This is a genomic window from Streptomyces sp. SS8 (assembly GCF_054072955.1).
On the sequence record NZ_JBSVCZ010000024.1, the window covers coordinates 65430 to 85773 of the forward strand.

At 74.7% G+C, this 20344-nt stretch carries 20 protein-coding genes and 1 pseudogene; 11 read left to right on the forward strand and 10 right to left on the reverse strand.

Annotated elements, in window-relative coordinates:
* Positions 1 to 15: 15 nt before the first annotated feature.
* Positions 16 to 1770, reverse strand: a complete 1755-nt coding sequence (locus ACW69E_RS21705; RefSeq protein WP_457499943.1) for an MFS transporter — start codon at positions 1768 to 1770, stop codon at positions 16 to 18.
* Between the two features lie 197 nt (positions 1771 to 1967).
* Between ACW69E_RS21705 and ACW69E_RS21710 the strand changes: the two genes are divergently transcribed.
* Together ACW69E_RS21710 and ACW69E_RS21715 are read left to right on the forward strand one after the other, a co-directional pair.
* Entirely contained in the window at positions 1968 to 3236 is a 1269-nt protein-coding gene (locus ACW69E_RS21710) for a hypothetical protein (RefSeq protein ID WP_457499944.1), read from the forward strand.
* 256 nt (positions 3237 to 3492) lie between these two features.
* The gene (locus tag ACW69E_RS21715; protein ID WP_457499945.1) at positions 3493 to 4575 is read left to right on the forward strand and encodes a phosphatase PAP2 family protein; all 1083 of its coding nucleotides are present in this window, start codon (positions 3493 to 3495) and stop codon (positions 4573 to 4575) included.
* A 121-nt stretch (positions 4576 to 4696) separates the two neighbouring features.
* On the opposite strand, the gene ACW69E_RS21720 is transcribed toward ACW69E_RS21715, so the two are convergent.
* Positions 4697 to 4912, reverse strand: coding sequence for an I78 family peptidase inhibitor (locus ACW69E_RS21720; protein ID WP_457499946.1), 216 nt, complete (start codon positions 4910 to 4912; stop codon positions 4697 to 4699).
* Between the two features lie 306 nt (positions 4913 to 5218).
* Here ACW69E_RS21720 and ACW69E_RS21725 point away from each other — a divergent pair, with 306 nt between their 5' ends.
* The 6 genes from ACW69E_RS21725 to ACW69E_RS21750 are packed head-to-tail and all read left to right on the forward strand — an operon-like array spanning position 5219 to position 8334.
* Positions 5219 to 5542: a gas vesicle protein GvpO gene (locus ACW69E_RS21725; protein ID WP_237879246.1), complete on the forward strand. Its 324-nt coding sequence runs from the start codon at positions 5219 to 5221 to the stop codon at positions 5540 to 5542.
* 34 nt (positions 5543 to 5576) lie between these two features.
* On the forward strand, positions 5577 to 6005 hold the full coding sequence (locus ACW69E_RS21730) for a gas vesicle structural protein GvpA (protein WP_457499947.1): 429 nt from the start codon (positions 5577 to 5579) through the stop codon (positions 6003 to 6005).
* Positions 6002 to 6769: a GvpL/GvpF family gas vesicle protein gene (locus tag ACW69E_RS21735; protein WP_457499948.1), complete on the forward strand. Its 768-nt coding sequence runs from the start codon at positions 6002 to 6004 to the stop codon at positions 6767 to 6769. The genes ACW69E_RS21730 and ACW69E_RS21735 overlap by 4 nt, the downstream gene beginning before the upstream one ends.
* Positions 6770 to 6775: 6 nt before the next feature.
* The gene (locus tag ACW69E_RS21740) at positions 6776 to 7033 is read left to right on the forward strand and encodes a gas vesicle protein GvpG (RefSeq protein WP_457499949.1); all 258 of its coding nucleotides are present in this window, start codon (positions 6776 to 6778) and stop codon (positions 7031 to 7033) included.
* Position 7034: 1 nt separating this feature from the next.
* Positions 7035 to 7691: a hypothetical protein gene (locus ACW69E_RS21745; RefSeq protein WP_457499950.1), complete on the forward strand. Its 657-nt coding sequence runs from the start codon at positions 7035 to 7037 to the stop codon at positions 7689 to 7691.
* Entirely contained in the window at positions 7684 to 8334 is a 651-nt protein-coding gene (locus ACW69E_RS21750; protein WP_457499951.1) for a hypothetical protein, read from the forward strand. Before ACW69E_RS21745 ends, ACW69E_RS21750 begins: the two co-directional genes overlap by 8 nt.
* A gap of 25 nt (positions 8335 to 8359) precedes the next feature.
* Here the strand turns inward: ACW69E_RS21750 and ACW69E_RS21755 are convergent, their stop codons facing one another.
* The 3 genes from ACW69E_RS21755 to ACW69E_RS21765 all read right to left on the reverse strand — a co-directional run bounded on the left by ACW69E_RS21755 (position 8360) and on the right by ACW69E_RS21765 (position 11728).
* On the reverse strand, positions 8360 to 9352 hold the full coding sequence (locus ACW69E_RS21755) for a helix-turn-helix transcriptional regulator (protein WP_457499952.1): 993 nt from the start codon (positions 9350 to 9352) through the stop codon (positions 8360 to 8362).
* 136 nt (positions 9353 to 9488) lie between these two features.
* A complete protein-coding gene (locus tag ACW69E_RS21760) occupies positions 9489 to 10451 on the reverse strand; it encodes a hypothetical protein (RefSeq protein WP_457499953.1) in 963 nt (320 codons plus the stop codon).
* The gene (locus ACW69E_RS21765; protein WP_457499954.1) at positions 10448 to 11728 is read right to left on the reverse strand and encodes a glycosyltransferase family 4 protein; all 1281 of its coding nucleotides are present in this window, start codon (positions 11726 to 11728) and stop codon (positions 10448 to 10450) included. The genes ACW69E_RS21760 and ACW69E_RS21765 overlap by 4 nt, the downstream gene beginning before the upstream one ends.
* A gap of 781 nt (positions 11729 to 12509) precedes the next feature.
* On the opposite strand from ACW69E_RS21765, the gene ACW69E_RS21770 reads away from it, so the two are divergent.
* A complete protein-coding gene (locus tag ACW69E_RS21770) occupies positions 12510 to 13316 on the forward strand; it encodes a hypothetical protein (RefSeq protein ID WP_457499983.1) in 807 nt (268 codons plus the stop codon).
* Positions 13317 to 13462: 146 nt separating this feature from the next.
* Positions 13463 to 13720, forward strand: a complete 258-nt coding sequence (locus ACW69E_RS21775; protein WP_457499955.1) for a hypothetical protein — start codon at positions 13463 to 13465, stop codon at positions 13718 to 13720.
* A 74-nt stretch (positions 13721 to 13794) separates the two neighbouring features.
* Here the strand turns inward: ACW69E_RS21775 and der are convergent, their stop codons facing one another.
* From der to ACW69E_RS21795, 4 genes are all read right to left on the reverse strand, one after another.
* Entirely contained in the window at positions 13795 to 15261 is a 1467-nt protein-coding gene (gene der / locus ACW69E_RS21780) for a ribosome biogenesis GTPase Der (protein WP_457499956.1), read from the reverse strand.
* Between the two features lie 127 nt (positions 15262 to 15388).
* A complete protein-coding gene (locus ACW69E_RS21785; protein WP_457499957.1) occupies positions 15389 to 16063 on the reverse strand; it encodes a lysophospholipid acyltransferase family protein in 675 nt (224 codons plus the stop codon).
* Positions 16060 to 16791, reverse strand: coding sequence for a (d)CMP kinase (gene cmk, locus ACW69E_RS21790; RefSeq protein WP_457499958.1), 732 nt, complete (start codon positions 16789 to 16791; stop codon positions 16060 to 16062). Before cmk ends, ACW69E_RS21785 begins: the two co-directional genes overlap by 4 nt.
* 122 nt (positions 16792 to 16913) lie before the next feature.
* On the reverse strand, positions 16914 to 18002 hold the full coding sequence (locus tag ACW69E_RS21795) for a prephenate dehydrogenase (protein ID WP_457499959.1): 1089 nt from the start codon (positions 18000 to 18002) through the stop codon (positions 16914 to 16916).
* A 394-nt stretch (positions 18003 to 18396) separates the two neighbouring features.
* Here ACW69E_RS21795 and ACW69E_RS21800 point away from each other — a divergent pair.
* A pseudogene (locus ACW69E_RS21800) lies at positions 18397 to 19073 on the forward strand (nucleotidyltransferase domain-containing protein).
* 81 nt (positions 19074 to 19154) lie between these two features.
* Here the strand turns inward: ACW69E_RS21800 and ACW69E_RS21805 are convergent.
* On the reverse strand, positions 19155 to 20336 hold the full coding sequence (locus tag ACW69E_RS21805; protein ID WP_457499960.1) for a pseudouridine synthase: 1182 nt from the start codon (positions 20334 to 20336) through the stop codon (positions 19155 to 19157).
* Between the last annotated feature and the right edge of the window lie 8 nt (positions 20337 to 20344).

Genomic DNA, 20344 nt, shown 5'->3' on the forward strand with positions numbered 1-20344 from the left:
GGGTCGCGCCCGACGTTACGGCCGGGTAATCCCGCTGGACAAGAGGGGGCCGCCAGGCTGCCCGGGCAGCTCGGCGGGGCCGGGGGACGCACAGGACCGCGCGGGGGCGGCGCCGCTCCCGTCCGCCCGGCCGGGCTCCCTCGGCGGCCTCCGGCCGGAGTCCTCGTCCTGTCCCGGGGCGCCCATCGCGCGCGGCAGCCGCAGCGCGGCCAGCGCGCCGAGCAGCAGGAGGCCCGCGCTGACCAGCAGCGCCACGTGCAGCCCGTGGACGAACGACTCCCGCGCCGCCTCGCGCAGTGCCTCGCCGGCAGGTCCGCCGAGCCGTTCGGCGACCTCGTACGCCGCGCCCAGCGAGTGGGCGGCGTCCTCCCCGGCCGCCTCCGGCACATCGGCCGCACCCCGCACCCCGGGGGCGTAGGCGGCGTTCATGACGGTGCCCAGGACCGCGATGCCCATCCCCGCGCCGAGCTGGTAGGCGGTCTCGCCGATCGCCGCGGCGCCGCCCGCCTGGTGGGCCGGTGCCTCGCTGAGCATCGACTCGTACGCGCCGAACAGCGTCGTCTCCAGTCCGAAGCCCAGCACGACGAAGCCGCAGACGAGCAGGGCGGGCTCGTCCCGCAGGCCGACGCCGGTCAGCGCCAGCACCGCGGCGGCGGTGAGCAGGAAGCCGACCAGCACCATGACGCGCGGCCCCAGCCTGCGCAGCATCCGGGAGCCGGCCAGCCCGGCGGCGATCGCGGCGAGACTGAGCGGCAGCAGCCGCAGCCCGGTCTGCAGGGGGGTGAGCCCGAGGACCAGCTGGAGGTACTGGGCCGCGATCAGCGCCAGGCCCACCAGCGCCAGCACCGTCAGCACGATGCAGGCCACCGCCGTGCCGAAGGCGGGCCGGGCCAGGGTCGCGCAGTCCACCAGGGGGTGACGGCGGCGCAGCTGGCGGCGTACGAAGAGGGCGAGCAGGGCCGCGCCCAGCACCAGCGCCACCAGCGTGCCCGGATGGAACGCCTCGCCGCCGCCCGCCCGCTTCACGCCCAGGATCAGCGCGCCCAGCCCGGCGGCGGCCACCAGGGCGCCGACCACGTCCCAGGGGCCGTCGCGGTCGCCGGTGGACTCCGGGAGCAGGCGGCGTCCGAGCGGGATGCACAGCAGCATCAGCGGGATGTTGACCAGGAAGACCGAGCCCCACCAGAAGTGCTCCAGCAGAAGGCCGCCGACCAGCGGTCCCACCGCGGCGCCGACCGCGGCCACCGCGCTCCACACGCCGATGGCCAGCGCCCGCTCGCGGCGGTCGGGGAAGACCTGGCGCAGTATCGACAGGGTCGCGGGCATGATCATCGCACCGCCGATCCCCAGCAGGGCGCGCGCCGCGATCAGCACCTCGGGGGTGTGCGCGTACGCCGCCAGCGCCGAGGCCGCCCCGAAGACGGCGTAGCCGAACAGCAGCACCCTGCGCCGCCCGACCCGGTCGCCGAGGGTGCCGAAGAGGATCAGCAGGGAGGCGCAGACCAGCGGGTAGGCGTCGACGATCCACAGCAGCTCGATGGCGCCGGGCCGCAGCGCCTGGGAGACCGCGGGGACGGCCACGTGCAGCACCGTCGCGTCGACGGCCACCAGGAGCAGGCTGGCGCACAGCACGACCAGCACGGTCCAGCGGCTCGCGCCGCCGCCCGGTGCGGCGGAACCGCCGCCGGGGCCGGCCGTTCCCGTCCGTCGCGGTCTCTGCCGGGGGACGTCCGCCGCCCTGGTGGCCTTGGCCGTGGTCGTCCCGGACATGTACGCACCTCCTGTAGCGCTCGCACCGCCGCCGGGGGGAGTGCCGGGACGCCGGGGGAGCGTCCGGCCCGGTGTGGAGGGTCGAGTAATGCGTCAGCGTACGCGAGTCCTCCGGACGGTCACGTGGCGCGCCTCACGTTGACGCCGGTCCGAAACCCGTCTCATCACTCCGCCCCGGCCCTATAGCCTCCCCGTTCATGCCCGCAAGCGAGCTGCTGCCCCCCTCTCTCCCGCCGCGGGGGGCCGAGACCCCGTCCCACGGCCCGCCCTCGGCCGTCATCGGCCGCCGACCCGGTCCCGGCCGTGCGGGCGGCGCCGGGGGCTGCCCCGGCCGCCCGGCCCCGGCGCCGCCCGCGCGGACCGCCGGCCGGGCCCTGCGGTACGCGGCGCCCGCACTGCTGGCCTACGCCGGGGTGCGGGCGCTGGGCCTGCTGGTGCTGGCCGGGTGGGCGGCGGCCGAGGGCGGGAGCGCGCACACGCTGCTGTCCGCGCGCTGGGACTCCCTGTGGTACGCCCGGATAGCCGAGGACGGCTACGGCTACACCGCCCGCCTGCCGGACGGCGGCACCCATCCCGACCTCGCCTTCTTCCCGCTGCTGCCCGCCCTGGAGCGGGCTCTGTCCGCCCTGTCGGCGCTGAGCGCGCCCGACGCCGGGCTGGCCGTCAGCGCCGTCTCCTCGCTGTCCGCCGCCGCCGCGCTGTTCGCGATCGGCGACCGCCTCCACGGCAGACGGGCGGGCGTCACCCTGGTCGTGCTGTGGGCCTCGCTGCCCGTCGGGATCGTGCAGTCGATGGCCTACAGCGAGTCGCTGTTCACGGCCCTGGCCGCCTGGGCCCTGTACGCCGTGCTGACCGGCCGGTGGGTGTGGGCGGGCACGCTGGCGGCCTTCGCCGGGCTGACCCGCCCGGTGGGGGCCGCGGTGGTCGCGGCGGTGTGGCTGGCCGCCGCCGAGCGGTTCCACCGCGAGCGGCGGTGGGACCCGCGCATGGCGGCCGGGGTGCTCCTCGCCCCGCTGGGCTGGTCCGTGTACGTGGGCTGGGTGGGGCTGCGGACCGGCAGTCCGGTCGGCTACCTCGACGTGCAGGGGCAGTGGGGCAACGGCTTCGACGGCGGGCTGGCCTTCGCCGCGTTCATCGGGGAACACCTCACCGGATCGGTGATCGGGGGCGTGGGGCTGCTCGCCGGAGTGGCCCTGGTGGTGTGGCTGTACGTGCTGTGCGTGCGGCAGGGGCAGCCGCTGCCGCTGCTGGCGTACGCGGGGACCGTCGTGCTGCTCGCACTGTGCGCCAAGGGCTACTTCGGCTCCAAGCCGCGGCTGCTGCTGCCGGCCTTCCCGCTGTTACTGCCCGTCGCGGTCGCCCTGGCACGGTGGCGTACGGCCGCCTCGGCGGCGGTCCTGGCCCTGGCGGCGTTCGGCGCCGCGGTGTACGGAGCGGTGTGGCTGCACGGTTCCGGGCCGCCCTGACCCGCCCCTCCCCGGCCCGGTCCGACGGCGTGCCGGTTAACGGCCGGTGGACCGTACCCGTCTTCGGGGAAAAAGAACACACGGCGCAGTTTCGATAACAACTCTGGGCGCGCCGGTCGGAAAATCCGCCGACTTCTCCCGGACGTGGGAAAACAGCCTCTCCGTGTACGGATGGAAGCCCGTTGCACATCACATAGGCATTACGAAGCAGGTGGCCGGTCCGGCACCGCCGGTCACCGCCTGTAATCTCATTGGAGTGCGTACCGACCGGATCTTCGCCCGCCTGGAACAGGAGCCAGCGCGGCCGCTCACCCCTCCACCGGGGATGAGCGGCACCCGCAGGGCGCTCTTCCTCACCACGCTGGGCCTCTACGCGGCCATCGTGGCGGCGGTGCTGACCACCTCCCGGCTGGTCCGGCTGGACTGGCAGGTCATGCTCTTCCGCCCGTACAAGCAGTGGCCGGAACTCCACGCCTTCCTCGACTACTTCGTGGTCCTGGGCCAGCGCGGCCCCACCGCGGTGCTGGTCGCCGCCTGGCTCGGCTGGCGCTCCTGGCGGCAGCGGACGCTGCGCCCGCTGCTGGCCCTGGGCACCTCCCTGCTGTTGCTGAACGTGACGGTGGGGGCGGCGAAACTCGGCATGGGGCGCGAGGGTCCGCACTACGCGAACCGCATAGGCGCCAACGAGATGTTCCTGACGGGGGACATATTCCCCTCCGGCCACACGGCGAACGCGGTGGTCACCTGGGGGATCCTGGCCTATCTGGCCACCACGCCGCGGGCCCGGCGCCGGCTGTCGGTCGTAGCGGCGGTCTTCGCCCTCGGCGTCGGCACCACCACCGTCTACATCGGCACCCACTGGGTCAGCGACGTGCTCCTGGGCTGGGCCTCGGGGCTGCTCATCCTGCTGGCGCTGCCCTGGTTCGAGCCCCTCATCGCCCGCGCGGAGGCGTATCTGCTGGGCCACTGGTACCGCTTCCAGGAGAGTGTCGCGCCCCTGTCGGCGCGGCTGCGCCCCGCCGGGACCCGCGGCCCGGCAGTCCCCGCCCGGCCCGGCGCGGGCGGGGCGTATCCGGCCTCCGGGCCCGAACCGGCCCTGTCGGCACCGCTCCTGTCCGAACCGGTCCTGTCGGACGCGGCGCTGTGCGAAGCGGCGCTGTCCGCCGAACCGCCCGCCGACCTGCCGCCCCGGGCCGGGGATCCGCGCACCCACCACCCCGCCCACGCGCGGCAGCACGCGGCCCGCCCGGAGCGCTCCCCCGTCACTCCCGCCGGCAGCCGCCGGCCGTACGGCGAGCGCACGGTGTCGCGGACCGCGCCGATGGGACCGCGCAAGTGACGGCGCCGTAGCGCCGGTCCGGCTCCCCGGGACGGTACGCACCCTCTTCCCTCCCCGCGGAGCCCGGCACATGCGGTGGCCCCGTCCCCCTCGGCCGAGGGGGACGGGGCCACCGCATGTGTCAGCCCTTCCAGCAGCGGACCACCGCGCCGTCCTCCACCGTGAAGTTCAGCCGTCCCGACAGGTACTCCATGGTGATGACCGCGTCCGGCGGAAGGGACCGCACGGTGGTCCAGCCGCGTTCGCGGGCCCGCCGTTCGGCGGTGGCCACGTCGAGTCCGACGTAGGTCTCGGGGTCGTCGTCCGGTGTCTGCGGGTTCACGGGTGCCGGTGCCATGACAGCACCGTACGGTGTCGGCGGTACGGCCGGAAGTTCCGGCCGGATCATGGCGGCGTCACAGCTGTGTCACAACTCCCCGTGATGCGGGCACCGTCCGGCCGCGCCGTCCGCATGGCCCGCGCACACCGCTCCCAATTCCGCCCGTCCCGCTCTCCGGACGCCTTGCGAGGGGTTTTCCGGGTGAATCCTGCGGCCCACCGCGTGTAACGCCGGAAGGGGAATTCGAAAAGACCCTCAATTCCCCCGGAAAACAGGCATGTTTACGGAAACCCTCTCGCGGTATCCGGGGTTGAGAGGAGCCCCATGACAGAGAAGAAGACAAGCGACGACAGCAAGCGGACGGCGGAGGACGAAGGCCGCCCCATACCGCTCGGCGAGGCGATGCGCACGGCCCGGTCGGAGTTCACCGACCTCACCGGCCTGCACGCCGAGAGCGTCTCCCGGTTCGAACGGACCGGGGACGGCTGGGCCCTGGAGGTGGAGGTCATGGAACTCGAGCGGGTTCCGGACACGATGAGCCTGATGGCCTCGTACGAGGTGACCCTCGACGAGGCCGGCCACCTCACCGGTTACCGCCGCGTCCGCCGTTACGAGCGCGGCCGGGCCGATTCGTCCCGCCGCGGCTGAGAGCTGCGACACCCGAGAGGAGTGGCTCCGTACCATGACTACGGCAGTTCCCGCACAGCGTTCCACCGGAGGTGGGGGCGGCAGCAGCGGTCTCTACGACGTTCTGGAACTCATCCTGGACCGTGGACTGGTGATCGACGCGTTCGTCCGCGTCTCGCTGGTCGGCATCGAGATCCTGAAGATCGACGTACGCGTCGTGGTCGCCAGCGTCGACACGTATCTGCGTTTCGCCGAGGCGTGCAACCGCCTCGACCTGGAATCCGGGCCCAGGAAGTCGCCCGGTCTGCCCGAGGTGCTGGAGAACGCCACCGAGAGCGGCGCCAGCAGCAAGACCAAGGGCGCCCTGGCCGGCGCCGCCGAGAGCATATCCGACGCCTTCCGCCAGGGCGGTTCCGACGACGAGGAGGAGTCGGCACCCCGCAGGCGCCGGGCCTCCGCCCGGCGCAAGGAGGAGACGGAGTGAGCGTCTACATCTACGGAATCGCGCGCTCGGACCACCCGGCGCTGCCCGAGAAGGCACCCGGCGTCGGCCAGCCGCCGCGCGAGGTCCGGATCGTCCGCGAGGGAGACCTCGCCGCGATCGTCAGCGACTGCCCGGACGACCTGCGGCCCAAGCGCCGCGATCTCCTGGCGCACCAGCAGGTGCTGACCGAGGTCGGCGCCAAGGGACCGGTCCTGCCGCTGCGTTTCGGCAGCCTCTCCGAGGACGAGGAGGCCGTGCGCGGGGTGCTCGCGGACCACGCCGCCCACTACATCCGGCAGTTGGAGGAGCTGGACGGCCGCTCCGAGTACAACGTCAAGGCCGTGCACCGCGAGGACGAGGTGCTGCGCCTGGTGCTCTCCCAGGACACCGAGGCGCGGAGCCTGGCGGAGCGCAACCGCGCCGCCGGCGGCGGCTCCCACGAGGACAAGCTGCGCCTGGGCGAGCTCGTGGCGAACGCCGTACGCGAGCGCGAGGCGGAGGACGCCCGGCTGGTCGAGGAGACGCTCGCGCCCCTGGCCCAGCGGTGCGTGCCGGGACCGGAGGGCTCCGGCTGGCTGGTGAACCTCTCCTTCCTCCTCGGCCGCGACAGGTCCGAGGAGTTCACCGCCGCCGTCGAGGAGCTGGGGCGCGCCAACCCCCATCTGGACATCCGCGCCACGGGCCCCCTTCCGCCGTACAGCTTCGTGGGCCGGCCCGACGAGGCCGGGCGGACCGCCCAGGCCGCGGGCTCGCCCGCGGGGTGAGTCGGCGTGGGGCTGATCGGCGGGCTCCTGAAGCTGCCCGCGGCACCGTTCCACGGCGCCGGCTGGGTGCTGCGGCAGGTGGTCGCCGAGGCGGAGCGGCAGTACTACGACCCGTCGGCGATCCAGCGTGAACTCCACGAACTGTCCAGGCAGTTGGATGAAGGCCTGATCGACGAGGAGGAGTTCGACCGCCGGGAGGACGAACTGCTCGACCGGCTGGAGGCCGTGCAGGAGCAGAGACGGCGCAACCAAGGAGACTACTGACATGACGAACCGGTCGGCATTGGCGCTGGCCTTCGCCACGGGCTATGTGGCGGGGCGCAGCAGGATCAAACTGCCCCTCGGCATGGGCGGGGCGCTGCTGGCCAGGCGGCTCGGGGTGGACCCCGGACGCCTCGGCGAGCAGTTCAAGGAGAGGACCCCGCAGCTCGCGGAGGCCACCGGCCGGCTGCGGAACAACGTCAGGCAGGCCGGCAGGGCCGCCACCGGCGCGCTGCCGACCGAGCGCCTGGAGTCGCTGACCGGCGGCGTACGGGGGCAGCTCGGCAGGGCGCCGTGGAAGAGCGGCGGCAAGGACGCCCCGGGCGACTCCGACGGCTCCGGCGACTCCGGCGCTTCGGAGAGGAAGCCGGAGAAGGGGTCCGGGAAGGACTCGAGCGGCTCGCGGAGCGCGGGCGGTTCCCGCAAGGAGTCCGCGGACTCCGGGAAGCCGGCGGAGAACGGGCAGGGCGCCTCCCGGCGCGCCCCGGCGAAGAAGACCGCGTCGCGGACCGCCAAGAAGACGGCCTCCGCGTCCCGCAAGCCGGCCGGGACCGCCAAGAAGTCCACGGGTTCGGCCGGCAAGCGGACCGGCAAGTCGGCCGGGACCGCCCGGAAGACGACCGGTACGACCAAGCGCACGGGAGGTTCCGAGCGTGGCTGACGCTGTCGGCGGCCGCCGGCAAACCGCCGTCGCCACCGCCGTTCCGGCCGCCGGACGCCTCCTGGAGGCGTCCGGCGGCCGGGCCGCGCGGGCCCGGCACCTGCTGCTCGCCGCCGCCCGCGGGCTGGGCGGGGCGGGACAGCGGGCCGGCGCCGCGGCCCGGCCCGTGACCGTCGGCGAGTGCGTCGAGGTCGGGGTACCGGTCCGCGAGGCGTACGACCGGTGGCTGGACTTCCTGGAGGACGGCGCCGGCGAGGACGCCCCGCGCGGCGCGCGGATCCTGTGGCCCGGGCGCGGCCGGACGGTGCGCGTGACCGACCGGATCCCGGGCGATCTCGTCGTATGGGACGCCCGCGACTCCAGGGCGGCGGTCAGGGGCGTGGCCACCTTCCACCAGACGGCCGGGAACCTGACCCGGGTGCTGGTCGTCCTGGAGTACCGCCCGCGGAGCCTGCCGGAGAGGGCCGCGGGCCTCTGGCACGCCCAGGCCCGCCGCGTACGGCTGGATCTCGCGGACTACCGGCGCTCGGTGAGCCTGGGCATCGAGATCGACGGCGGCGGCACGGCCGGCGTCGGTGAGGGCGAGCCCGGAGACCCGGCGGGCGAGGTGGACGGGACGGACGGAGCGGACGAGGCCCGGTGACCTCACAGCCCTCACAGCCCTTCCCTCACTCCCTCCCCCGGCCCTCCCCATCCGTCCGCCATGCCCGCGCCGCCCGGCCGAGGCGGTCCGCCAGCTCCTCTATCCGTCCGCCCAGCCCGGCTGGTTCGCGCACCTCGAAGTCGAAGCCCAGCATGAGGATGTGGAGGGCCATCTCGTCCAGGGAGGGGGCGCCGGTGCGCAGCAGGCAGGTGTGCCCGTCCACCGCTTCCAGCACACCGGCCGTGGGCGCGATCCGCTCCGCGACCAGATCCGCCGGGGCGTGCATCAGTACGGTCGCCCGCTGTGGGTACACCGCTGTGGAGATGCCCTCGGAGACATAGGCGGCCCAGTCCTCGGCGGGCGGCTGCCGGGGAGTGAAGCGGGGACCGTGCGGCGGGGTGAGGGCGAGCCGGTCGACGCGGAAGGTGCGCCAGTCGGCGCGGTCGGCGTCCCAGCCCACCAGATACCAGCGGTGGCTGCTGCACACCAGGCGGTACGGGTCGACGGTACGGCGCGAGCCGGAACCGTCGTGCCCCCGGTAGGTGAAGCGCAGCTGCCGGCGGTCGCGGCAGGCGTTCACCAGCTCGGTGATGGTCTCCACCCCGATCGCCGGGCCGCGCCGGCCGCCCAGCGGGTCGGTGAAGGCGGCGAGCGCGCTCACCCTGCGGCGCAGCCGGTCCGGCAGCACCTGTTCCAGCTTGGCCAGGGCCCGCACCGAGGACTCCTCCATCCCCTGCACCGCGTTGTGCGCGGCCGTGCGCAGCCCGACCGCGACGGCCACCGCCTCGTCGTCGTCCAGGAGCAGGGGCGGCAGCTCGGCGCCCGCGCCGAGCCGGTAGCCTCCGGCGGTCCCGGTGGTGGAGTGGACGGGATAACCCAGTGTCCGCAGCCGTTCCACGTCGCGGCGCACCGTCCGCGAGGTCACCCGGAGACGCTCGGCCAGTTCGGCGCCGGACCACTCCCGGTGGGCCTGGAGCAGGGACAGCAGACGCAGCAGTCGTGCCGATGTCTCCATCATGCGGCCGATTCTCCCACCCCTTGAGGACAGGAACCGTCCGCGATGCCCGCCGGACAGAGACCGCGCCCGCCCCGGGCTCTCCCGGAGCGGGCGGAACCCTCCCGGAGGGAGGCCGGTCCCCGCGGGCCGCGGAGGATCAGGAGCCGGCCGGCCCCGTGCCCTCCAGCCGCACGGCCAGGTCGTTGGCGCCGGTGTAGTACGGGCGGGCCTTCAGCCCTCCGCCCCCGTCCGCCTCGTCCGGTCCGCCCGCCCCGTCCGCGGCGACCGGCCGCGCCGGGTAGCGCAGGATCCTGTGCTTGTCGACGATGTCGTCCAGGATCCGGGCCACACGCACCGGCTCGGCGTCCTCGCCGGGACGCAGCCACAGCTGCCAGTCGCCCTCCGCGCCCCGCTCCCGGACCAGATCTCCGTACGCCAGCCGCGCGGTGAAGCCGTGCCCCTCGGCGGGCACGCCGACCGGGGTGACCGGCGCGGTCACGGGCCGCGCCTGCCCGCCGTCCGGGGCGGCGGCGCGGCGGGGACGGGCCTCCAGCCGCGCGGTGGGCGTCAGTTCGGCCCCGTACAGCCTCCCGTGGATGGTCAGCCCGCCGTCGGCGGGCCAGATGTCGCCCGCCTCGGCGTGCGGCCAGCGCAGCCAGGAGCACACCGAGAGGTTGCCGTACTTGGTGGCGTACGGGATGCGCACGCCCAGCCAGGTCCGGTCGGTGCGCGGCACCCGGTCGACCAGCGGGCGCAGGTCGCAGCGCCCGGGCAGCAGCCGCCGCGCTTCGCCCTCTCCCTCGCCGATCACCAGATAGGCGTCCCAGCGTCCTTCCGCCAGCGGGACCGTGCTGGGCAGGGCGGCGCGGAGCACGGAGCCGTCCGGGTCGCCGGAGAGCGGCTCCAGCGGCAGACGCACCGACTCCTCCGGATCGAAGTCGCGCCGCCGCAGCAGCAGGGCGGCGTCCCACCGCTCCGCGACACCGGGCAGCGTGACGTCGAAGCTGAGGCCGCCCGCACTGTCCGCCGTGCAGTCGGCCCGCGGTGCCGTCTCCCCGGGGACGCCGGGGGCGTCGGGGGCGTCGGGGGCGCCGGCGGGCCTGCGGGTGGTCGCGGTCATGCGGTCCTTCCTCTTCTCAGCGCGCCCCGGCGGGCACGTTCCAGGGCGTCCTTGGTGGCGTACGCCCCGCCCAGCAGGGCTCCCCGGGTCCGGTGCAGGGAGGAGCGCAGCCGGCCGATCCCGCCGCGTCCGCCACGTGCGACGAGGTCCGTGCAGAGCGAGGAGTACATCTCGCCGATCCGTGCGGGGTCGTAGCGGGCGGCGTCCGCGATCGCGGCGCGGCCCATCCTCCGGCGAAGTTCGTCGTCGTTGATCAGCTCCAGCAGGGACCCGGCGATGGCGTCGACGTCGCCGGTGGGCACCAGCCGCCCGTCCACTCCGTCGGCGATGATCTCCCCCGGCCCGTGCGGGCAGGTGGTGGCCACCACCGGCAGACCGCAGCGCATCGCCTCCACGATCGTCATCCCGAAGGACTCCAGACTCGACGTCACGGCCGCGACCGAACCCTTGACCCACTCGGCCTCGATGGGGTGGGCCGGTCCCATGAGGAAGGCGTGGTTGTACAGGCCGAGTTCCTCCACCATGGCCCGCAGCTTCGCCTCCTCGCGTCCGGCCCCGTAGAGCCTCAGCCGCCAGTCGGGCCGCTGCTCGACCACCTTGGCGAAGGCTTTCAGCAGCACGTCGTAGCGTTTGGCCGGAGCCAGCCGGCCGGCGGCGATCACCCACTTCCCGGTGCCGTCGGAGGGTTCCACCGCCGGTGCGGGGACGCCGTTGGGCACCGCCTGCACGTGTACCCCGGGCAGGCGCATCATGCGCCGGTAGTCGCGCGCGTCGGCCTCGGTGACGGTGGTGAGGGCGTCCAGGCGCGGGTAGGCGCCGCGCAGGGTCGCCCGCAGGGCCCGTGAGTGGGTGGAGAGCGTGAGGTGTTCCTGCCCCATGCGCACCGGACCGGGCCTGGTGTGCAGGGCGAGCATGGTGTTGAGGCCGGGGCGGGTGCCGATCACGACGTCCGCCTCGACGCCGGCCAGGTGCTCGGTGATCCGGCGGTCGGTGAGCGCGCTGTACTTGCGGTGGTTGCCGTCGGCGCGCGGGAACAGCCTGGACGGCCGGGCGTGCTCGGGGTCGCCGCCGTCGTAGTCCGGGCTGTGCTTGCGCATGTCCACCAGATGGCGCAGGCGTACCGCGGGATCCAGGTCGAAGACGGGACGGTCGCGGTGCCTGAAGACCGAGACGATCTCGACGTCGTGCTGCTGCGCGAGCGCGCACGCGAGGTTGAAGGTGGTCCGGATCGTCCCGCCCATGCCGTACCCGTGGTGCAGCAGAAAAGAGATATGCATCCGTCTCCATGTCCCACGAAAGCGCGCGGGTAAGCATCCCGGCGCCGTGTTTCCCGGTGTCGCACTCCTGTTGTGATGCCGCGTCTCCTGGGAAGAGACCTCGGAAGGCCGCAGCGGGTTGGCTCACTTGATCGCCTTGTACCCGAAAATTTCATCCGTTGTGAGACTTTTTCAGGAACCGAACGACTCGTTCCGCCGTCCGCGCGTCCCCGGCGAGGCTCCTGCCCGCTGGGGCGACGGCACCCCGGGACCGGTGCGGGAAGCGCCTCCGCTCGCTGGGGTTCCCCCGGTTCCCGCCGGTCTCCCTCCCGGCCGGCTCCGTCTCGTCGGGCACACCGGCGCGGGGGCCCCGGCGGCGTCGGACGGTACCGCGCCCGTGCCCGGCCCGGAGCGGCCGCACGACCGGGACGGCGCCGCGGCCGGGGCCGGTGGAGCGGCGCGGGGCGAAGCGGTGGTGGGGGCGGCCCGGGGGCCGAGGCGCATGTGCGGCACCTCTCCACGCTATGGCCGTGCAGGCGCGCGACCGGCGCAAACGCGCCAGCGCGGGGTCCGGGCCTCACCCGGTCGGCGGACCGCGTGCCGGGCGCCGAGGGCTCCTGGCCGACGCCGTCTCCCGCGCGCCCGCCGGTTCTCCGGGGGGAAGTGGAACGAACCGGCGCGCGCCGCGCGCCGCGCATCCGCCTGTGCGACCTGCGCTCCCCCCGGCGCGTTACCACGGCACTCGGTCCCCCGTTGTGCATGTGAACCAGAACCGAACGCCAGGAGTTTCCCCGTGTCCCCCATGCTCGATGTCAGCGACGACGTCCGCGCCGAGATCGGCGAGGAGGAAGCCGCCCGGCTGATCGCCGGTGACAGCGCCCCCGGCAGCTACGACTGCACCTCCTGCCGCGCCCCCGGCGACCCCGAGCAGGAGCGCACCAGCACCGTGCTCTTCCTCGGCGAGGAGACGGCCGTGCTCGCCTTCGCCCACGCGACCTGCATCCCGTCCCAGGTCGTCCCGGTCTCCGAGGAGCAGCTCAAGGACGCCGTGCGCACCATCACCGGCGGGCAGGCCGCCGACGCCCCCGCACCGGCCGGCGCGCCCCCCGCCGGGCCCGGCCCCGCATCCGCCCCGCGCCAGGCGGTGCTGGGCGTGACCTGCGGCCAGGTGCTCATCGACGACCAGCTCCACCCCGCCCTCGTCGTCGAGCCCACCGCGCCCATCACCCGCCCCGGCTCCGACGGCCTCGGCGACGACTTCCTGCCGCTCCTCATCGAGCAGGGTTTCATGCCGGTGAACGACGTGGCCCGGGCTCCCGCGCCGGTAGGCGGCTGGTCCGTCCTGCTGGCCATGGGACGGCTCCACGCCATCCTCCAGCCGGGGCCCGCCGGCGGGCAGCCCACCTCCTGGTGGCAGGCGCACCAGCCGCTGCCCGTCACCGACGACTGGCGGACGGCGGCCAACCGGAGCCGGACGGTTCATGTCTACGCCGCACCGGTCGGCACCATCGGTCAGCAGCCGCGCGAGGACCTGCTGCGCGACGCACTGGAGAAGGCCGCGGCCGGCGGCCTCCTGGTGGCAGCGGCCATGCCGCTGGCGGGCACCTGAGGATTCCGCGGCCCGCGTCCCCCTACCGGGGTTTCCCCCCGCCGGGCCCGCATCCGCCGGGCGGCGTGGTCGTTGGCACTGACGTGCAGCCTTACGAACCTTCCCGCGCCCACGACGCGTATCTCAACCGCGGCCGGATCCCGGGGATGCGCGCCCCCCACGAGCCCGTGTCGGGCCACTTCCCGGCCACTCCGATCTACGACGCGCTGTACGCCGAGTACCGGCGCCTGTTCCGGGCCCTGCCCGGGGACCGGAGCGGCGAGGAGGAGTTGCGGTTCACGGGCTTCGGCACCGGGACGGCCCACTGGCACGGCGGGCACCGGGCCGGCGGCTTCCTCCCCGCCGGCCCGGTGCCCGCCGTCCTGCCGCCCGCTCCGCGGGACGGCCGCCCCTACGACCGGTGAGGACCGCGCCCCACCGCCGGGGCGCGGTCCTCACCGGTCCTCCGAGGGGCGGGCGCCGGCGCCCGCCCCTCACCTCACTTCTTGCGCCCGCGCTTCTCGCGCACCCGCACCGAGATGTGGATGGGTGTGCCCTCGAAACCGAACTCCTCGCGCAGCCTCCGCTCGATGAACCGGCGGTAGCCGGCCTCCAGGAAGCCGGAGGCGAACAGCACGAAGCGCGGCGGACGGGTGCCCGCCTGGGTGCCGAAGAGGATGCGGGGCTGCTTGCCGCCCCGGATCGGGTGGGGGTGGGCGGCGACCAGTTCACCGAGGAAGGCGTTGAGCCGCCCGGTCGGCACCCTGGTCTCCCAGCCGGCCAGCGCCGTCTCGATCGCCGGCACCAGCTTCTCCATGTGGCGGCCGGTGCGCGCCGAGACGTTCACCCGCGGCGCCCACTTCACCTGGCCGAGATCGGTCTCGATCTCGCGCTCGAGGTAGTAGCGGCGCTCCTCGTCCAGGGTGTCCCACTTGTTGTAGGCGAGCACCAGCGCGCGCCCGGCGTCGACCGCCATGGTGATGATGCGGGTGTCCTGCACGCTGACCGGCTCGCTGACGTCGATGAGGACGACCGCGACCTCGGCCTTCTCCAGGGCGGCGGCCGTGCGCAGCGAGGCGTAGTAGTCGGCGCCCTCGGTCAGGTGCACCCGGCGACGGATGCCGGCGGTGTCGACGAACTTCCAGGTCCTCCCGCCGAGTTCGATCAGCTCGTCGACCGGGTCGCGGGTGGTGCCCGCGAGCTGGTCCACGACCACCCGGTCCTCCCCCGCCACCTTGTTCAGCAGCGAGGACTTGCCGACGTTGGGGCGGCCGATCAGCGCCACCCGGCGCGGCCCGCCGATCCCGCCGCCGAAGGTCTGCGGCGGCGCCTCGGGCAGTGCCTTGAGCACCTCGTCCAGCATGTCGCCGGTGCCCCGGCCGTGCAGGGCGGAGACCGGGTGGGGCTCGCCGAGGCCGAGCGACCACAGCATGGCGGCGTCCGCCTCGGCGGAGGGGCCGTCGACCTTGTTGGCGCACAGCACCACGGGCTTGCCCGCCTTGCGCAGCAGCCTGACGACCGCCTCGTCGGTGTCGGTCGCACCGACCGTGGCGTCCACCACGAAGACCACCGCGTCGGCGGCCTCGATCGCGAACTCCGCCTGGGCCGCCACCGAGGCGTCGATGCCCAGGACGTCCTGCTCCCAGCCGCCGGTGTCGACCACCTTGAAGCGGCGGCCCGCCCACTCGGCCTCGTAGGTGACCCGGTCCCGGGTGACGCCGGGACGGTCCTCCACGACTGCCTCACGGCGGCCGAGGATGCGGTTGACCAGGGTCGACTTGCCGACGTTCGGCCGGCCGACGACGGCCAGCACCGGCAGCGGCCCGTGCCCGGCCTCGCCGAGCGCCCCCTCGACGTCCTCGGCGTCGAACCCCTCCTGCGCGGCGAGCTCCATGAACTCCGCGTACTCGGCGACGCCGAGCTCACCGTGCCCGTGCTCGTCGCCGACGTGGGTCTGCTCGTTCATGAAGTCCTGTCCTCGTGTGTACGTGTTGTCCGTGGCTCTGCGTGCCCCGTGGGCGCGTTCCCGTCCGGGACCGCGGCGCCCCGCGCGGTGGGCGCGGGGCGCCGCGGGTGCAGAGGTCCAGTGTCGCCTAACCGTGCCCGGTGATGCGCCGGGCGTCGGCCAGGTGGGCCGTCAGCCGCTTGCCGATGCGCACCGTCGCCTCGTCCAGTGCCGACCGGGTGCGTCTGCCGCTGCCGTCGCCCGCCTCGAAGGGCTCGCCGAACACGATGTCGACGCGGGACCGCAGCGGGGGCAGCGCGGGTATCGCACGCCCCCGCCTCCCGGCCGTCCCCAGTACCGCGACGGGCACGACGGGCGCCCCCGACCGCAGGGCGAAGTAGGCCAGGCCGGAACGGAGCGAGGCGAAGTCGCCCTCGCCCCGGGTGCCCTCCGGGAAGATTCCCAGCACGCCGCCGGCGCCCAGCACGCCCAGCGCTCTGGTGATCGCGACGCGGTCGGCGGCCTTCCGGTCCACCCCGATCTGGCCGATGCCGGTCAGGAAGGGGTCGAGGGGGCCGGTGAAGGCCTCCTTCTTGATCAGGAAGTGCACCGGGCGGGGCGCGGTCCCCATCAGCAGCGGGCCGTCCACGGCGTGCGTGTGGTTGACGGCGAGGATCACCGGCCCGGACGCCGGGATCCGCCAGGCGCCGAGCACCCTGGGCCGCCACAGCCCGTACATCAGGCCGATCCCGATACGGCGTCCGACCGCGGCGCCCCGTGCGCTGGGCAGCCCCGGGCCGCCACCCCTGTCCGCTGCGCTCACCTGGCCTGCTGCTTGTCTTCGATCAGGGTGACGACGCACTCGATGACCTGCTCCAGGGTCAGCTCCGTGGTGTCCACCTCGACCGCGTCGTCCGCCTTGCGCAGCGGCGAGGTCTTGCGGCCGGCGTCGGCCGCGTCCCTCTTCAGGAGGGCCTCGCGGGTGGCGTCCAGGTCGACCGGGCGGCCGCCGCTGCCCTTCAGCTCGCCGCCGCGCCGGGTCGCGCGGGCCTCGGGCGAGGCGGTGAGGAAGATCTTCAGGTCCGCGTCGGGCAGGACGGTGGTGCCGATGTCGCGCCCCTCGACGACGATGCCGGTGGGGGCTCCCGCGGCGATGGCGCGCTGGAGCTCGGTGATCCTGGCGCGCACCGCGGGCACCGCGCTGACCGCACTGACCGCGCCGGTGACCTCCTGGGTACGGATCGGGCCGGAGGCGTCCGCGCCGTCCACCGTGATGGTCGGCTCGGCCGGGTCGGTGCCGGAGAGGATCTCGGGACGGTCCGCGGCGGCGGCGACGGCCTCGGCGTCCCGCACGTCGATGTCGTGGGTCAGCATCCACCAGGTGATCGCGCGGTACTGCGCGCCGGTGTCCAGGTAGCTCAGGCCGAGCTTGGCCGCGACGGCCCGGGAGGTGCTCGACTTGCCCGTGCCGGAGGGGCCGTCGATGGCGACGATGACGGGGACCGGGGCGTCCGGGGACACGGAGGACGCCTGCCGGGAGGTTGCTGCCACGGTGTCGGGCACCTTTCTCGAACTGCTCGGAGCACGGGTCGGGACGCGGGCGCGGGGCGCCGGCGAGGGGACGCCGGCACGCCCTCCCCGTCCGGCACAAGGCTACCGTCGGCCGAGGACACCTACTGCTGCCGGATGGCCCAGCCCCGCTCGCGCAGCGCCGCCGCCAGCACGGGGGCCGCGCTCGGCTCGACCATGAGCTGGACATGGCCGGCCTGCTGCCCGGTGGCGTGCTCGATCCGGACGTCCTCGATGTTGACGCCGACCCGTCCGGCGTCGGCGAAGATGCCGGCCAGCTCGCCCGGCCGGTCGCTGATGAGCACCGCCACCGTCTCGTAGGCGGCCGGGGCCTGCCCGTGCTTGCCCGGGATCCGGGCCCGTCCGCTGTTGCCGCGGCGCAGCACGTCCTCGATGCCCGCCGCCCCGCCGGTGCGCTCGGTCTCGTCGGCCGACTGCAGCGCGCGCAGCGCCCGCACCGTCTCCTCCAGGTCGCCGGCCACCGCGGCCAGGACGTCGGCCACGGGGCCGGGGTTGGCGGAGAGGATGTCGATCCACATGCCCGGGTCGGAGGCGGCGATCCGCGTCACGTCGCGGATGCCCTGGCCGCACAGGCGCACGGCCGTCTCGTCGGCTCCCTCCAGACGGGCCGCGACCAGGCTGGACAGCAGCTGCGGGGTGTGCGAGACCAGGGCGACGGCCCGGTCGTGGGCGTCGGCGTCCATCACCACGGGGACGGCGCGGCAGAGCGAGACCAGCTCCAGCGCGAGGTTGAGCACCTCGGTCTCGGTCTCCGGGGTGGGGGTCAGCACCCAGGGCCGTCCCTCGAAGAGGTCGGCGGTGGCGGCCAGCGGGCCGGAGATCTCGCGTCCGGACATCGGGTGCGTGCCCAGGTAGGTGGCCGGGTCGCAGCCCAGTGCCCGGGCCTCCCGGCGCGGGCCGCCCTTGACGCTGCCGACGTCCAGGTAGCCGCGTGCCGCCTTCCGGCGCTGGGCCGCGGCGAGGACGGCGGGGATGTGGGCGGGCGGCACGGCCACGACGGCGAGGTCCACCGGCCCCTCCGGGGGCCGGTCGGTCCCCGCGCCCAGGGAGGCGGCGGTACGCGCCTGGTCGGCGTCGTGGTCCTCCAGGTGCACCCGTACCCCGCGCCCGGCCAGCGCCAGGGCGATGGAGGTGCCGATCAGTCCGGTGCCGATGACGAGTGCGGTCCTCACCGCGCGACGCCCCCGCGCGGGGCGGCGGGGGAGCCGCCGCACGGGCCGGGGGCGGCTGCGGGCCGGGGGCCGGCCGGATCGCCGGCCGCCGGCGCGCCGCGCTCCGGAATCCCGGTGAGCGGCCGCGGAATCCGCTCGTCCCCGCGTCCGGCCTCCCGCCCGGCCATGCCCCGGTCCAACCGCACGGCGCACCGCACCGCTCCTACCGTCACCTGCTCGCTCCCCTGCGTCCGCGGCTTCGCTGCTGTCCCGACCAGCGTAGAGGCGCCGCTCCGGCCCCCGCCCCCGCGCCCGCCCTGCGAGACGGCCGCGTGCCACAATCGCGGCCATGTCCTCCGCGCCCGGCATACCCGCCCCGCACGACCAGGCACGGCACGATCCGGCGCCGCACGGCCTGGCACCGCACGATCTGGTGCGCGACCACACCGTCTACTCGTGTGTGATGGGCTCGCGCGCCTTCGGCCTGGCGACCGAGGGCAGCGACACCGACCGGCGCGGCGTGTACGCCGCGCCGACCCCGCTCTTCTGGCGCCTGGACAAGCCACCGACCCATGTGGAGGGCCCCGCCCGGAGGAGTTCTCCTGGGAGCTGGAGCGCTTCTGCGCGCTGGGGCTGGCCTCGAACCCGAACATCCTGGAGTGCCTGCACTCCCCCGTCGTCGAGCACCTGGACGAGACCGGCCGGGAGCTCCTGGCCCTGCGCGGCGCGTTCCTCTCCCGGTATGCGCACCGCACCTTCGCCGGGTACGCCGAGGGGCAGCACCGCAGGCTGCGGGCGCGGCTGCAGAGCCACGGCGAGGTGCGCTGGAAGCACGCCATGCACCTGATCCGGCTGCTGCTGTCCTGCCGCGACCTGCTGCGCACCGGGGAACTCGTCCTGGACGCCGGTCCGTACCGCGACCGTCTGCTGGCCGTCCGGCGCGGTGAGGTCTCCTGGCCCGAGGTGGAGTCCTGGCTGGCCCGCCTCCGCGAGGAGGTGGACGGGGCCGCCGCCGGCACCCCGCTGCCCGCCGGGCCGGACCGTGCCCGGGTGGAGGACTTCCTGGTCCGGGCCCGCCGCGCCTACGTCTGAGCCGTCCGCCCGGTGCCTGCGCCCCGGCCCCGGCCGGGGTTTTCCCCGGCCGGGGCCGACACCGGGCGGACGGGCGGCGGCCTAGAGGTCGACCTCCCGCATCAGCATACCGACCTCGGTGTTGGTCAGCCGGCGCAGCCAGCCGGACTTCTGGTCGCCCAGCGCGATGGGGCCGAAGCGGGTGCGCACCAGCTTGTCGACGGGGAAGCCGACCTCGGCGAGCATGCGGCGGACGATGTGCTTGCGGCCCTCGTGGAGGGTGACCTCGACGAGGTAGTTCTTGCCGGTGTTCTCCACGACCTTGAAGTGGTCGGCGCGGGCGTAGCCGTCCTCCAGCTTCACGCCGTCCTTGAGCCGCTTGCCCAGGTCGCGCGGGATGGGCCCCTGGATCGCGGCGAGGTAGGTCTTCGCCACGCCGTAGCGGGGATGGGTGAGGCGGTGGGCCAGCTCGCCGTGGTTGGTGAGCAGGATCAGGCCCTCGGTCTCGGTGTCGAGGCGGCCGACGTGGAACAGCCGGGTCTCGCGGTTGGTGACGTAGTCGCCCAGGCACTGGCGGCCTTCCGGGTCCTCCATGGAGGAGACGACGCCGGCGGGCTTGTTGAGCGCGAAGAACAGGTAGGACTGCGTGGCGATCGTCAGGCCGTCGACCTTGATCTCGTCCTTCTCCGGGTCCACCCGCAGCCCCTGCTCGACCACGATCTCGCCGTTGACCTCGACCCGGCGCTGGTCGATCAGTTCCTCGCAGGCCCGGCGCGAGCCCATGCCTGCGCGGGCCAGGACCTTCTGCAGCCTCTCGCCCTCCGCCTCGCCGAAGGTCTTGGGGAGCTTCAGCGCCGGCTTGGCGTGCCGTGCGCGGTTGCGCTCCTCGATCTGGGCGTCGTACTCGCGGGGGCGCGCCGGGACCGAGCGCCCGCGCGCGCTGCCCTTGCCGCCCTTGCCACCCTGCCCGGAACCGGCCTTGGGGCCCCTGGGGCCGCCCGTCCCGGCCCCCGCCCTCGGCCCGCCCCGGGAGGCGCCCCCGGGGCCCTGCCCCTGCCGGCCCTCCTGACCCTGGCCCTGCCGCCGGTCCTGGCCCTTGGCCCCGCCGGGCTTGGCGGACTTGCCCGGCCCGCCGGGCCTGCCCGGTTTGTCGGGCCTGCCGCCGGAGCCGGCGTCGTAACGGCGCTCCTCCGGGCGGGGGCGGCCCGCGCGCTTCTGCCTGTCGTCGCGGCTGTTGCCCGCGCCCCGGTGGTTCCGGTTGCTGTTCCTGCCGCTGCTTCGCATCAAGGTTT